Below are 13,316 nucleotides of genomic sequence, written 5' to 3'. Positions count from 1 at the left end.
TGTTTCGCTCACCGGGTCAGGTGTTGACGCCATAGGCGTTGGCCATGGCGTCGTTCATCGTCCACAGCACATCGAGCTTGAACTGCAGGATGGTCAGCGCGCGTTCCTGTTCGGCGCGCGTCGTGAAGTGGTTCAACGTGACCGCGAGGCCCTGTTCGACGTCGCGCCGCGCCTGCGACACGCGGTTGCGGAAATACATCAGGCCGGACGACTCGATCCACGGATAGTGCTCGGGCCAGTTGGCAAGGCGCTCCTTGTGGATCTTGGGGGCGAACAGTTCGGTCAGCGACGAGCACACCGCCTCCTGCCAGGGCCGCTGGCGGGCGAAGTTGATGTAGGCGTCGACAGCGAAACGCACGCCGGGCACCACGTGGCGCAGATCGACGATTTCCTCTCGCGTCAGGCCGGTCGCTTCGCCCAGCTTGATCCAGGCTTCGATGCCACCCTCGTCGCGCACCGTGGTGCCGTCCGGCGCGGTGATTTCGTAGCCGTCATGATCGAGGATGCGCTGTATCCACTGGCGGCGGATTTCGCGGTCCGGCGTGTTAGACAGGATGGCCGCATCCTTCACCGGGATCGCGATCTGGTAGTAGAAACGATTGGCCACCCAGCCGCGGATCTGTTCCGGCGTCGCGCGGCCGGTGTTCAGCATGACGTTGAACGGGTGGTGGATGTGATACGCACCGCCCTTGTCGCGCAGTTGCGCTTCGAATTCCGCGTGGTTCCAGGGTTGTTGCGTGCTCATACGGTGATGTCCATTCCGTCGTAAGCCACCTCGATGCCGCGCGATTCCAGTTCGCGCCGCTGCGCGCTGTCCTCGTTCAGGATCGGGTTGGTGTTGTTGATGTGAATCAGTATCTTGCGCGTGGTCTTCGGCAGCTTGTCGAGCCACGCCATCATGCCGTTCTCGCCCGTCTGCGGCAGGTGACCCATGTCGCGTGCGTACTTCTTCGACGCGCCGAGCGCGATCATTTCGTCGTCGGTCCAGAACGTGCCGTCGACCAGCACCACGTCGGCCGCCTGCATCGCCGCCCACACATGCGGCTCGATGTCGACCAGGCCCGGCGCGTAATAGATCTTCCGGCCGGTTGTCGTGTCTTCGATTGTCACCCCGACGTTGTCGCCGGGCACCGGGTTGTCGCGCCGCGGCGAATAGGGCGGCGCGTTGCTGCGCAGATGATGGGCATGAAAGCGCAGGTTCGGTACGTGCTTCATCTCGAACACGCTTTCGTCGATCGGCAGCGCATTCCAGTTCACGCCGCAGTAGTGCCCGAGCAGGCGGAACAGCGGATTGCCCTGGGTGAGGTCTTCCTGCACCGGCGACGTGCACCAGATTTCATGCGGCTGGCGGTGTTCGCGCAGCATGTACAGGCCGGTGGTGTGGTCGATCTGGCCATCGATCAGCACGATGGCCTTGACCGCGGTGTCGCGCAGCGCGCGCGCCGGCTGCAGTTCGGGAAACTGCTGGAACTGGGTCAGGATGTCGGGCGACGCGTTGAACAGCACCCAGTTTTCATTGTCGCCGGTCACCGTGACCGACGACTGGGTGCGCGCGGTGGCGCGTATCGTGCCCTTGCGCAGGCCGTCGCAGTTGTGACAGTTGCAGTTCCACTGCGGGAAGCCGCCGCCCGCCCCGGACCCCAGTACGTGCAGTCGCATGCCCCTCCTCCGGTATCCGTGTGCGGATACTCTGATTCAAATGCAACGCGCCCGTTCAGGGCGCGTCACGGTATTCGTCTCGCCGGTCGCCTCGCGCGGACCGGTGCTGCAGCGGACCCGGGAGCTACCACTCGCCGGGTCCTCGCCACCTTAGCGGTTGGCGATGTACATCGTGATTTCGAAGCCGAAACGCAGGTCGGTAGCCTTGGGGGTTTGCCAGTTCATGTTTGTCTCCTGATGGTCGTTTAAAAAAATGCGTTGTGTTGCAACGCCCTTGCAGTATCGACCGCACCCCGGCGTAACGCCTCGTCAGCGGAATTAAGCTCGGCTCAGGAAATTCATGAAGGTCACCGCACGACATCGACCTTCACCCAGAGCCGGCGCTGCGACTGCGCGTCGCGCGTGCCGTAGCGGGTGATGCCGCGCTGGTCGATCTGTTCGCTGTAGCCGCTGCCGCCCAGTTCCATCCATTCGCCGAGCCGGCCACGAACCGTGCTGACCAGCCGCGCAGTGCGGATTTCGCCGTACTGCGTCTCCGACAGCGATTCCTTCTGCGGAGAAATGTCCAGCGTCACCTGGTCGCCATTGACGCGCGGCATGGCATAGAAGCCGCTGCCGATGTCGCGGTACTCGGTACCCTGCGCCACCGCGCGGCCGCGCGGGCCGGCGATGATCTGCGTGAAGGGCACCGGAATCGAGCTGCCGACCTGGATGAAGGCCGATCCGCCCTCGACCACCTGCACCCGTTGTGAAAGCCGGTCGGCCGAGTTGCCGCGGGTCGACCAGACGCGCGTCGCGACCCGGCTGTCGCCGCTGCGGCCCTCGATGACTGCGCCCCCTTCAGGTCCACCTTCGCCGCCGTCAGCGGCACCGACCGAAACGCCGCCTGCGCGCACGTCGCCCGACACGGCGGCGCCCTCGCGCCGGATCGAGTCGTCGTTGTCGTGCCGCACCGAAATCATCAGACTGCGCAGCGGCGTATCGATCGCCTCGATCGCCTGCTTGACGGCCAACCGCGTGGCGGCGTCGGCGCGGATGAAGATGCGGTTGTTGGCGCCCGACAGTGCGGCGTCCTCGCCGACCAGCGGCTGCAGCGCCGGCAGCACCTGATCGGTCGTACGATGCTTCAGCGGAATGATGTCGAGCTTCACCTGAGCCCAGGACGCGAGCGGTGCGCACAGCGCCAGGCACAGAAGGAGGTGAATGAAGCGCGACACCTGCGGCTGCCCTTACCGGCCGAGCGCGCCGAACACCTTCTTCGCCAGGCTGCCGGCAGCGCCGACCGGATTCTTGCGGATGGCCTTCTCTTCTTCGGCCACCATCTTGAACAGGCCGTCGAGCGCCTTTTCGGTCACGTAGTTGTCGAGATCGGCGTCTTCCTTGCTGATCACGCCATACTTCGCACCCTTGGACGCGAATTTCTCGTAGCTCTTGGCCAGGCCCACCTTATCCATCGCCTGCTGCACGATGGGCAGGAAACGCTCCTTCAGCTGGGCCGATGTCTTGCCCTTGAAATACTCGGTGCCGGAGGTTTCGCCTCCAGTCAGGATCTTTTTGGCGTCGTCGACACTCATGTCCTTGACCGCACCGACCAGCAGTTGCTTGGCCTCGGGCACGGCAGCCTCGGCGGCACGGTTCATCGCGGTGATCAGTTCGTCGGCCTGCTTCTTCATGCCGAAGGTGCGCATCAGCTTTTCGGCCTGCTGCAGACCATCCGGCAGCGGAATCTTCACCGCCTTGTTCTTCAGGAAGCCATCCTGCTTGCCCAGCATGTCGACCGCCTTGGCCGCACCCTGGGTCAGCGCCTCCTTGAGGCCGCCGCCGGCGTCCTTGTCGGTGAGGTCGGACAGCGACAAGGCCCACACCTGGGTACACATGACAAGACAGGCCACAAAACCGACAATCGCACGCATGATCGAAACCCTTCTGATTGAACGAACAAACTGATTAACCTGAACTGCTCAACGATTATGTCCCGCAAATGGATGTCACCGATAGTGCTGGGGGTGCTGCTCGGTCTGGTCTGGCTGCTGCGCGGCCAGGGCTTTCCGGATCAGGCGCCGGCCGTGCCGGTTGCGCTGCTCGACGGCGGCCGGGTCGATTTTTCGCAGCCGCAGGGCCAGGTCAGGCTGGTCAGCTTCTGGTCGACCTCGTGTGCGCCGTGCATCCGCGGCATGCCGGCGCTGGCCGACACGCACCATCGCTATCAGGCACGCGGCCTCGACGTGGTCGCCGTAGCCATGAGCTACGACGCGCCCAGCCACGTGCAGGCCTTCACCCGTCGCGAGGCGCTGCCGTTTCGCGTAGGCTTCGACCCGGTCGGCGACGTGGCGCGCGGTTTCGGCGGCGTCAATGCCACGCCGACCACGTACCTGATCGACCGGCAGGGCCAGGTGGTCAGGAAGATCATCGGCATTCCCGATCATGCGGCGCTCGATGCGCTGATCGAAAACCTGCTCGACGCACCGTCCTGAAGCCACCTTCCCGATGAAATCCCGTTACCTGATCGCGCTGCTGCTGGCCGCCGCAGTGCTCGTCGCGTGGCTGTTCTGGCCGCGCGGCATCGCGGTGGATACCGCTGCCGTCACACGTGCGCCGCTGACCCAGAGCGTCGTGGCCACCGGCCGCATCGCCACGCCGGCGCGCATCGAACTGGGCACCCAGGTCACCGCCATCATCGACGGCGTCGCGGTGCGCGAAGGAGCACAGGTGAAGGCGGGCGACGCACTGGTGATGCTGCGCAGTGCCGACGCCGAAGCGGCGGTCGAACAGGCGCGTACCCAGATCCAGGAATCGCAGGCGCGCCTGCGCCAGACCGACGCCGTCACGTTGCCGGTGGCCGAGCAGGCCGTGCGTCAGGCCGAAGCCAACCTTAAGGTGGCTGACGCCGAGTACCAGCGCGCGCAGACGCTGGTGGCGCAGCAGTTCTTCTCGCCGTCGAAGCTCGACGAGGCGGCGCGCCAGCTCGACAACGCACGCGCCCAGCTGCGCACCGCGCAGGCACAGCGCGACGCCAGCCTGCCGCGCGGTGCCGAGCGGCAAGGCGCGCAGGCACGGCTGGCCCAGTCGCAGGCTGCACTGGCGTCCGCCCAGGCGCGGCGCGACCTGCTCACGTTGCGGGCACCGGTCGACGCGCTGGTCGTTGCGCGCGACGCCGAGCCGGGCGACGTGGCCCAGGCCGGGCGCGCGCTGCTGACGCTGGCGCAATCCGGCGAAACCCGCGTCTACGCCACGCTGGACGAAAAGAACCTGCGCCATCTGCAGCTCGACGCGCGCGCGCAGGCGGTGGCGGACGCCTTCCCCGGTCAGGCCTTCGAAGCCGTGGTCTATTACATCGCGCCGGCCATCGATGCCCAGCGCGGCACGGTCGAAGTACGCCTGCGCGTGCCCGAACCACCGGCCTTCCTGAAGCCGGACATGACGGTGTCGGTCGAGGTGGTGATCGGTCGCAGCGAGTCGGCGCTGTCGCTGCCGCTCGAGGCGGTGCGCGACGTCGAAACGACCGAACCCTGGGTGCTGCTGGCGCGCGCGGACGAGGCGGTGAAGGTGCCGGTGAAGACCGGCCTGCGCGGCGTCGGCCGCATCGAAATCACCGAAGGCCTGGCAGAAGGCGACGTCGCCATCCTGCCCGCCGGCGGCGCCCTCGACGGCGACCGCATCCGGGTGAAGCGGAAGAAAGTTTCAAGATGAAAGAGGCAAGTCAGACCGGCGCGGTTTTCACTTGCATCTTTGATCCTGCATCTTGCATCTGAAAATGGCGAGACCCAGACTCCCGTTCGAATTCCTGGTCGCGCTGCGCTTCCTGCGCGAGGGGCGCATGCAGACCGCACTCATCCTGCTCGGCGTGACCGGCGGTGTGGCGGTCATCGTCTTTCTGTCGCAACTGATCGCCCAGCTGCAATCCACCATCATCGACCGTGTGCTGGGCAGCCAGGCACACGTGGTCGTGCGGCCGCTCGAAGAGGTGAATCTGCGCGCCCGCACCGATCCCGCAAGCACCGCGGTAATCGAGCCGCGTGCGCAACGGCTGCGTTCGATCGACCAGTGGGAAGCCATCGTGAAACTGGCCGAGGAGCAGCCCGGCGTAGTGGCTGTATCACCCGTGGTCAGCGGCCCGGCGTTCGCGCTGCGCGGGCGTGCCAGCAAGTCGGTGGCGCTGCTCGGCATCGAACCCGACCGCTACCGGCGCATCGTCAAGATGGACACCTACATGGTGCGCGGCAAGTTCCAGGTCGAGGGCACGAATGCCATCATCGGCACCGAACTGGCGAAGGATCTCGGCGTGACGGTTGGCGACAAGGTGTTCCTGCGCGCCGCCGGCGGGCGCGACGAACTGCTGCAGGTGACCGGCCTGTTCGACATCGGCAACAAGGACCTGAACCGACGCTGGGTGTTCACGACGATGAAGCTGGCGCAGTCGCTGCTCGATCTGCCGGGCGGCGTATCGAACATCGACATCACGGTGACCGACATCTTCGATGCCAGCGAGGTGGCGGCGCGGCTGCAGGCGGGCAGCGGCATGACGGTGGACAGCTGGATGACGACCAATTCGCAGCTGCTGGCGGCGCTGCGCAATCAGTCGGTGTCGAACAACCTGATCCGCAGCTTCGTCATCATCATCGTGGCGCTCGGCATCTCCAGCGTACTGGTGGTGAGTGTGGTGCAGAAGCAGAAGGAGATCGGCATCCTGCGCGCCATGGGCACCAGTTCGAACCGCATCATGGGCGTGTTCCTGTTGCAGGGCGCGCTGGTCGGTTTCGTCGGTGCGCTGTCGGGCGTGGGACTGGCCTGGGCGCTGCTGCAGATCTTTTCGACGATCTACCGCACCGGTGACGGCGCGCCCATCTTCGAGCCTCAGCTCGATACAGGCATCGCGCTGTCGGCGGCCGGCATCGCGCTCGCGGTCGGTGTGCTGGCCGCGCTGATTCCGGCGCGCCGCGCCGCCAAGATGGACCCTGTTCAGGCGATCCGTGCATGACTGATGCAGCCGGCAAACCCGGCATCATTTCGATGCGCGGCCTGCGCAAGTCCTACGGCGTCGGCACGCCGGTGGAAACCGAAGTGCTGCACGGCATCGACGCCGATCTTGCCGAAGGCGAATTCTGTGCGCTGATCGGCCCCAGCGGCTCGGGCAAAAGCACACTGCTGAACCTGGTCGGCCTGCTGGAGCCGCCCACTGCCGGCGAACTTTCGGTGGCCGGACAGTCGACGACAGGGTTGAACGAGCAGGCGCTGACGGTATTGCGCGGCCGTCACATCGGCTTCGTATTCCAGTTCCATCATCTGCTGCCGGCCTTCACGGCGCTGGAAAACGTCATGATGCCGGCCATCATCGCGCACGGCGTGGCGACGGCTCAGGACGAGGCCGTGGCGCACGACCTGCTGGCGCGGGTGGGGCTGTCAAGCCACGAATACAAGAAGGCCGGTCAGCTGTCGGGCGGTCAGCAGCAGCGGGTGGCGATCGCCCGTGCGCTGTCGCTGTCACCGCGCCTGATCCTGGCCGACGAGCCGACCGGCAATCTCGACACGCACACCGCGGATGATATCTTCGCGCTGTTGCGTGAATTCAATCGCGAGCGGGGCAGCGCCTGCCTCATCGTGACGCACGACCCGCGACTGGCCGCCCGCTGCGACCGTCGCATCGAACTGGTCGATGGCCGCCTCGCGGCTTCGACATCTGTTGCAGAACCAGCCTGACCCCGCGCGGCGGGGTTGTTTCGATCCGACTGTTTCCGCATGGATTTCGCATGACCTCTGCCAACAACGCATACACGTCAGCCCTGCAGGCCCTGCTTGAGGACGCTGCGCGCCGCCCGGACGACAGCAGTGGCGACCGGCTGACCAGTCTCGTCGCGCTGATCCGCCCGCACGGCCGCGAAGGCGTGGCGGCGGCCGAATCGCGTTTTCACGGCCTGCTGCGCCTGCTCGCCAGCCGGCCGGACCTCGCCACCGCGTTGTCGCACTATCTGAAGACGGTGCTGGTGTCGCGCATGCACCGCACGCTGTATTCCGAATCCGGCGTGCTGGCCAACCAGGGCTTTTTCAGCGGCCTCATCAGCCGTGTGCTCGGCCGCATGCTGCCACCGGCGATCAATGACGACTTCCTGCGCGACCTGTTCAGCGAAGTGTTCGACGGCCCCGACGACGGCGAATGGATGGTGGCCATTCCGCGCGAAGACTGGGAGACGCTGTTCGAGCGGCTGGATCTCGACGGCGAGGCTTTTGCAGCGGCGCGCCGGCAGTGCCGGCACGAACTGTTCGAAGCCATGCGCATGGCGTCGCACCGGCTGGCCGCACTCGGCATGGAGCCCGCGCTGCTGCGCTACATGCCGGCGCTGGCGCGGCACGAATCGCCCTTCCTCGCGCAGAGCGACGAGGTGCGCGAACTGATCCGGCTGCACGCAGGCAGCGAAACGCTGCAACCCCACGACGGCCACTTCGAGGTGCTGCTGGAACAGTGCAGCAGCTATGTCGACACGATCAGGCGGCGCTCGCGCGAAGCCGGTGTAGGCGTGAATCTGGTGTTCCTGCTGGCGCGCATCGAACAGATCGCCGACCGACTGCGCCTGCTGCGCACGCTGGCGCTGCCCGATGCGGCCGACGACCCGTCCACCTTGCGTGCCCGGGCGATCGACTTCTTCCTGCGCCTGGTGCAGCAGGAAAACCGGCGCCACAGCCTGCGCGACCTGTTCGCCGGCACGACCCAGTTGCTGGCACGCCGTGTTACCGAGCAGGCCAGCCGTTCGGGTGAACATTATGTGACCGGCACGCGCAGCGAGTTCGTCGCCATGTTCCGCGCCGCAGCCGGCGCCGGCGTGATCATCGGCGTCATGGCGCTGATCAAGATCCTGATTTCCAGACTCGGGCTGCCGCCGGTGTGGGAAGCTGTCGCCTACAGCCTCGACTACGGCCTGGGCTTCGTGCTGATCCATATCCTGCACCTGACCATCGCCACCAAGCAGCCGGCGATGACGGCTGCCACGCTGGCCGCCGCGCTCGATGGCAAGCAGAGCCGCGACGCGCGCCTGGGCGTGCTGGTCGAACTGGCGGCTCAGGTCAGCCGCACACAGTGGATATCGATCGCCGGCAACGTCAGCATCGGCTTCATCATGGCGCTATCCATCGCCATGACGGCCGGCCAGTTCATCGACTGGCATCCGGTCAATCCGGTCAAGGGCGCCCATCTGCTGCACGACCTGCACCCCTGGCAGAGCCTCGCCATCCTGCATGCGGCGATCGCCGGTGTGTTCCTGTTCCTCAGCGGCCTGATCTCCGGTTATTACGACAACCAGTCGCTTTACCACCGCGTGCCGGAACGCCTGCTGCGCGTGAAGTGGCTGCGCACGCTGCTCGGCGAAGCCCGGCTGGCACGCTTCGCGCGCTATATCGAGCTCAATCTGGGCGCGCTGGCCGGCAACTTCCTGTTCGGCTGCATGCTGGGCAGCACGCCGGTCATCGGTACGCTGCTCGGACTGCCGCTGGACATCCGCCACGTCGCGTTCGCGTCCGCCAACCTCGCCTACGGACTCGAAGCACTGAGCTTCGATGTGGACTGGCACGCCATCGCCATCGGCGCGCTCGGTGTGGTGCTGATCGGCCTGACCAACCTGACCGTGAGCTTCAGCCTCGCGATGCGGGTGGCACTGCGCTCGCGCGGCATCCAGCCGGAACACACGCGCGGACTGTCAGTGAAGCTCGCCCGGCGCTTTCTGACCCGCCCACGCGATTTCTTCTGGCCGCCGAAGGACCTGCCTGCCGAGACGCCACAGATCACCGACGCCGCACGTTGATCGCCTGCGGCCACCAGTAGGAGCGGCGGCTGTGGGAGCGGCGGCCTCGCCGCGATTGATGCCGCGATGATCGTCGATCAACGCGCCTATCGCGGCGAGGCCGCCGCTCCCACAGGGTCCGCCGCTCCCACATAAACCTCGCCATTCGCCCACCATCCGCAAGCAAGCTCGCGCTGTGACTACACTTCCAGCGGGTCGACGTCGATGTGCCAGCGAAGGCCGCGTGCGAGGCGCAGGCGGTAGAGGTTGTCGAGCCACGGAATGAGCAGCGCACGCAGCGGCGGGCGGCTGCGCGATTCGACCACCAGCTGGGCGCGCTCACGCCCGGCCCGGCGCACCATGCGCATCGGCACCACGTCGTACACCCGCACGCCATCGACGTCGAGCGCCAGCGCGGCGCGGCGGGCGGCGGCGAGAAATTCGGTGGCCAGTGCCAGCTCGGGCGCGTCGGCGCTCAGCATGATCTGGAAGCCGTGCGGCGGCAGACCAAGCTGGGCGCGTTCGGCCAGCTGGCTGCGCGCGAAGCCGTCGAAGTCGTGCGCGCGCAGCGCGGCGAACAGCGGATGGTCCGGCTGCGCCGTCTGGATCAGGACCTCGCCCGCTGTGCCGGCCCGGCCGGCGCGGCCACCGACCTGCATCAGCTGCGCGAACAGCCGCTCCTGCGCGCGGAAGTCGGCGGCGTGCAGCGACGCGTCGGCGCCGACCACGCCAACCAGCGTGATGCCCGGAAAGTCATGCCCCTTGGCGAGCAGTTGCGTGCCGACCACCAGATCGACCGCACCCGAGCGGATCAGGTCGAGCTGCTGCTGCCAGTGCTCGCGCCCGCGCACGTTGTCACGGTCGATGCGCAGCAGGCGCGCCGCAGGGAAGCGTTGGGCTAGTGTCTCCTCGAGGCGCTGGGTGCCGCGGCCATAACCCTGTATGTCCTGATTGCCGCAGGTCGGACAGGCGCGCGGCACCGCGCCTTCGGCACCGCAGTGGTGACAGCGCAGCCGGCGATCCACCGCATGCAGCACCAGATGGGCGGAACACTGGGTGCAGCTCGCCGCCCAGCCGCACGCCGGACAGCTCAGCACCGGCGCGTATCCGCGTCGGTTGATGAACAGCAGACTCTGTTCGCCACGTTCGAGCCGCTGTTCGATGGCCTTGAGCATCGGCGCGCTGAGGCCTTCTTCGGCGCGCTGCACGCGCGTGTCGATGAGTTTCACCGTGGGCAGGCTCGCCTCGCCAGCGCGCGTGGTGAGGCGCAGCCAGCGGTAGCGGCCGTCGATGGCATGGCGCAGCGATTCCAGCGACGGCGTCGCGCTGCCCAGCACGATGGGCACGTTTTCCGCGCGCGCACGCCAGATCGCGACGTCGCGCGCCGAATAGCGCACGCCTTCGGTCTGCCGGAACGACGCGTCGTGCTCTTCGTCGAGCACGATACAGCCCAGACGCGGCAGCGGCACGAACACCGCCAGCCGCGTACCGAGCACGATGTCCGCCTCGCCTGACTGCGCGGCGGCCCAGGCCATGGCGCGCGCACCGTCGCTCATTTCGCTGTGCATCACATGCAGACAGGCGCGCGGAAAACGCGCAGCGACACGCGCCTGCAGCTGCGGTGTCAGCGCGATTTCGGGCACCAGCAGCAGGCTTTGCCGGCCAGCGGCGATCTGCGTCTCGATCAACCGGAGGTAGACCTCGGTCTTGCCGCTGCCGGTCACCCCGTGCAGCAGGCTGACCGCGTAGCCGGGGTGCTCCAGCAGTGCGGCCAGCGCATGGGCCTGATCGGTACCGAGCGCGTGCGCCGCTTCGGCCGGCACATCAGCCAGTGCGATTTCGATCAGGCCGCGTTCGAGCAGGCTTTGCATCACTGCACCGGCGCGCGCCGACAGCGCACGCAGTTCGCCCTCGTTCAGCGAGCCGGCACTGATCAGCGCATTGATGAGCTTGCGGCCGACGTCGCGCACAGGCAGGGCGTCGAGCGCGGCGCGGCCGGCCTCGGTGACGCGCAGCCGGCGCATGGCGCGCTGCGCGCGCGTGGCGCTGATCGCCGGTGGCGCCGCCATCGCGGCGACTTCTCCGATCGGCTGCTGGTAGTAGTGGGCGACGAAATCGACCAGAGCGCGCCAGCTGGCCGGAAGCGGCACGCTGCGCGTGTCGACGGCGAGCAACGGCTTGATGCGCGACGGGTCGAGTTCGGCGTCGGCACGCCAGCCCCAGGCGATACCCCAGACTTCGCTGCGGCCGAACGGTACCCGAACACGGCAGCCGGGTTCGACCTGCGGGAAGGCCGACGCGTCATAGTCGAAAAGCGACGGAATCGGGCGCGCCAGCGCCACCTGCAACAAGGAGCCGGACGGTGGCGGCGCCGCGCTATCCAAGGCCTGTCGGGCGCTATCAATGGATTCAGTCACTTGCGGCATATCGTTCAAGAAGACTGATCGATCCGGGCCGCAAGCCACTCAGGCGACACGGGTTTGAGGCGCGGAAAGGCTGTGGATAACTTTGTGGGAAACTTCGTTGCAATCAGTGACTTGACCGGACGGTTTTTCCACCAAATTTTTGAACAGGCGTCAAGAAAAAAAATTATTCATTAAAACCAACAACTTGGATGTCAAGGAATAAATCGCCTGTCCATCTGTGGCGTGCCGGCGCCCTGAGCGGCTGACTGTGCATAAGTCAACCCCCGCGGCACTTTTGCACGCCTTGCGCAAAGCGCCGCAGGACGCGGTTTATACGCCTGCAGCAGCGCGAATCGACCGGCTGTGGCGGTGTACGGCTTCTACCAGCGCGGAAACGTGCTCCGGGGGCGTGTGTTGCGAAATGCCGTGACCCAGATTGAACACATGACCCGGGTGCGGACCGAAGCTGTCGAGAATGCGCTCGGCTTCGCGCGCGATCGAGGCCGGCTGCGCGAACAGCGCGGTGGGATCGAAATTGCCCTGCAGCGCGACCTTGTGTCCCACGCGCTGGCGCGCCAGGCCTATGTCGGTCGTCCAGTCGAGTCCGAGCGCATCGGCGCCGGCTTCGGCCTGCGCTTCCAGCCACTGCCCGCCGCCCTTGGTGAACATGATGACCGGCACGCGCTCGCCGTCGTGCTCGCGCTTCAGGCCGGCAATGATGCGCTGCATGTAAGCGAGCGAAAATTCGAGATAGCCGTGCGCCGACAGCGCGCCGCCCCATGAATCGAAAATCATGACCGCCTGCGCGCCGGCTTCGATCTGCGCATTCAGGTAGTCGGTGACCGCCTGCGCGGTGACGCCCAGCAGGTGGTGCAGCAGATCGGGGCGGTCCAGCATCAGCGTCTTCAGGTGACGGTAGTCATCCGAAGCGCCGCCTTCGACCATGTAGCTGGCCAGTGTCCACGGACTGCCCGAAAAGCCGATCAGCGGTACCGAGTTGTCGAGCGCGCGGCGGATTTCGCTGACCGCATCGACGACATAGCGCAATTCGGCGTGCGGATCCGGCGCGCGCAGCGCATGGATGGCGGCTTCCGAGCGCACCGGACGCTCGAACTTCGGGCCTTCGCCATCGGCAAAGTAAAGCCCGAGCCCCATTGCATCGGGCACGGTCAGGATGTCCGAGAACAGGATGGCGGCGTCGAGCGGGAAACGCTCCAGCGGCTGCAGCGTGACTTCGCAGGCCATGGCAGGCGACTTGCAAAGCTGCAGGAAACTGCCGGCGCGACGGCGCGTCGCGCAGTATTCCGGCAGGTAGCGCCCCGCCTGCCGCATCAGCCAGATCGGCGTGTGATCGGTCGGCTGGCGCAGCAGTGCGCGCAGGAAGGAGTCGTTGCGGGGAGCGGCCATGGTGAGTCCCGGAGGGTTGGTTCGAGCGGTTTTCGCAGGCAGCAAGGATAGCCGATGCGACCGCCGGTCGGCGAGG

Annotated in this window: 12 protein-coding genes; 5 read left to right on the top strand and 7 right to left on the bottom strand. The window is 66.6% G+C overall.

Translation table 11 applies throughout. From position 1 onward, the window contains the following. Positions 1-16 precede the first annotated feature (16 nt). From pqqC to NMQ16_RS07135, 5 genes are all read right to left on the bottom strand, one after another. A complete protein-coding gene (gene pqqC / locus NMQ16_RS07155; protein WP_257079848.1) occupies positions 17-745 on the bottom strand; it encodes a pyrroloquinoline-quinone synthase PqqC in 729 nt (242 codons plus the stop codon). After that, positions 742-1,659: a pyrroloquinoline quinone biosynthesis protein PqqB gene (pqqB, locus tag NMQ16_RS07150; RefSeq protein ID WP_257079847.1), complete on the bottom strand. Its 918-nt coding sequence runs from the start codon at positions 1,657-1,659 to the stop codon at positions 742-744. Before pqqB ends, pqqC begins: the two co-directional genes overlap by 4 nt. A gap of 150 nt (positions 1,660-1,809) precedes the next feature. Then, positions 1,810-1,884, bottom strand: coding sequence for a pyrroloquinoline quinone precursor peptide PqqA (pqqA, locus tag NMQ16_RS07145; protein WP_083224124.1), 75 nt, complete (start codon positions 1,882-1,884; stop codon positions 1,810-1,812). A 122-nt stretch (positions 1,885-2,006) separates the two neighbouring features. Then, positions 2,007-2,876: a hypothetical protein gene (locus tag NMQ16_RS07140; RefSeq protein ID WP_257079846.1), complete on the bottom strand. Its 870-nt coding sequence runs from the start codon at positions 2,874-2,876 to the stop codon at positions 2,007-2,009. A 12-nt stretch (positions 2,877-2,888) separates the two neighbouring features. Continuing rightward, positions 2,889-3,572 (bottom strand): DUF4197 domain-containing protein, encoded by a 684-nt coding sequence (locus NMQ16_RS07135; protein WP_257079845.1) that lies wholly within the window; start codon positions 3,570-3,572, stop codon positions 2,889-2,891. 72 nt (positions 3,573-3,644) lie between these two features. On the opposite strand from NMQ16_RS07135, the gene NMQ16_RS07130 reads away from it, so the two are divergent. The 5 genes from NMQ16_RS07130 to NMQ16_RS07110 all read left to right on the top strand — a co-directional run bounded on the left by NMQ16_RS07130 (position 3,645) and on the right by NMQ16_RS07110 (position 9,449). Further along, positions 3,645-4,133, top strand: a complete 489-nt coding sequence (locus tag NMQ16_RS07130) for a TlpA disulfide reductase family protein (protein ID WP_257079844.1) — start codon at positions 3,645-3,647, stop codon at positions 4,131-4,133. Between the two features lie 13 nt (positions 4,134-4,146). Continuing rightward, on the top strand, positions 4,147-5,349 hold the full coding sequence (locus tag NMQ16_RS07125; RefSeq protein WP_257079843.1) for an efflux RND transporter periplasmic adaptor subunit: 1,203 nt from the start codon (positions 4,147-4,149) through the stop codon (positions 5,347-5,349). 64 nt (positions 5,350-5,413) lie between these two features. Next, the gene (locus NMQ16_RS07120; RefSeq protein WP_257079842.1) at positions 5,414-6,637 is read left to right on the top strand and encodes an FtsX-like permease family protein; all 1,224 of its coding nucleotides are present in this window, start codon (positions 5,414-5,416) and stop codon (positions 6,635-6,637) included. Beyond that, positions 6,634-7,356: an ABC transporter ATP-binding protein gene (locus NMQ16_RS07115; protein WP_257079841.1), complete on the top strand. Its 723-nt coding sequence runs from the start codon at positions 6,634-6,636 to the stop codon at positions 7,354-7,356. The genes NMQ16_RS07120 and NMQ16_RS07115 overlap by 4 nt, the downstream gene beginning before the upstream one ends. A gap of 50 nt (positions 7,357-7,406) precedes the next feature. Further along, positions 7,407-9,449: a site-specific recombinase gene (locus NMQ16_RS07110; protein ID WP_257079840.1), complete on the top strand. Its 2,043-nt coding sequence runs from the start codon at positions 7,407-7,409 to the stop codon at positions 9,447-9,449. A gap of 179 nt (positions 9,450-9,628) precedes the next feature. On the opposite strand, the gene NMQ16_RS07105 is transcribed toward NMQ16_RS07110, so the two are convergent. Together NMQ16_RS07105 and hemE are read right to left on the bottom strand one after the other, a co-directional pair. Beyond that, the gene (locus NMQ16_RS07105) at positions 9,629-11,854 is read right to left on the bottom strand and encodes a primosomal protein N' (protein WP_257079839.1); all 2,226 of its coding nucleotides are present in this window, start codon (positions 11,852-11,854) and stop codon (positions 9,629-9,631) included. Between the two features lie 309 nt (positions 11,855-12,163). After that, positions 12,164-13,240 (bottom strand): uroporphyrinogen decarboxylase, encoded by a 1,077-nt coding sequence (gene hemE, locus NMQ16_RS07100; protein WP_069039104.1) that lies wholly within the window; start codon positions 13,238-13,240, stop codon positions 12,164-12,166. Positions 13,241-13,316: the final 76 nt, after the last annotated feature.

Origin of the sequence: Methyloversatilis sp. XJ19-49 (assembly GCF_024580145.1) — a bacterium.
Lineage (GTDB): Bacteria > Pseudomonadota > Gammaproteobacteria > Burkholderiales > Rhodocyclaceae > Methyloversatilis.
This window is presented reverse-complemented; position numbering and strand designations above follow the sequence as displayed.

What these genes read in the sequence shown, in the direction of transcription:
- pqqC (WP_257079848.1), bottom strand. Translation starts at nt 745, where the DNA reads ATGAGCACGCAACAACCCTGGAACCACGCGGAATTCGAAGCGCAACTG.
- pqqB (WP_257079847.1), bottom strand. Translation starts at nt 1,659, where the DNA reads ATGCGACTGCACGTACTGGGGTCCGGGGCGGGCGGCGGCTTCCCGCAG.
- NMQ16_RS07135 (WP_257079845.1), bottom strand. Translation starts at nt 3,572, where the DNA reads ATGCGTGCGATTGTCGGTTTTGTGGCCTGTCTTGTCATGTGTACCCAG.
- NMQ16_RS07130 (WP_257079844.1), top strand. Translation starts at nt 3,645, where the DNA reads ATGTCACCGATAGTGCTGGGGGTGCTGCTCGGTCTGGTCTGGCTGCTG.
- NMQ16_RS07125 (WP_257079843.1), top strand. Translation starts at nt 4,147, where the DNA reads ATGAAATCCCGTTACCTGATCGCGCTGCTGCTGGCCGCCGCAGTGCTC.
- NMQ16_RS07120 (WP_257079842.1), top strand. Translation starts at nt 5,414, where the DNA reads ATGGCGAGACCCAGACTCCCGTTCGAATTCCTGGTCGCGCTGCGCTTC.
- NMQ16_RS07115 (WP_257079841.1), top strand. Translation starts at nt 6,634, where the DNA reads ATGACTGATGCAGCCGGCAAACCCGGCATCATTTCGATGCGCGGCCTG.
- NMQ16_RS07110 (WP_257079840.1), top strand. Translation starts at nt 7,407, where the DNA reads ATGACCTCTGCCAACAACGCATACACGTCAGCCCTGCAGGCCCTGCTT.
- NMQ16_RS07105 (WP_257079839.1), bottom strand. Translation starts at nt 11,854, where the DNA reads ATGCCGCAAGTGACTGAATCCATTGATAGCGCCCGACAGGCCTTGGAT.
- hemE (WP_069039104.1), bottom strand. Translation starts at nt 13,240, where the DNA reads ATGGCCGCTCCCCGCAACGACTCCTTCCTGCGCGCACTGCTGCGCCAG.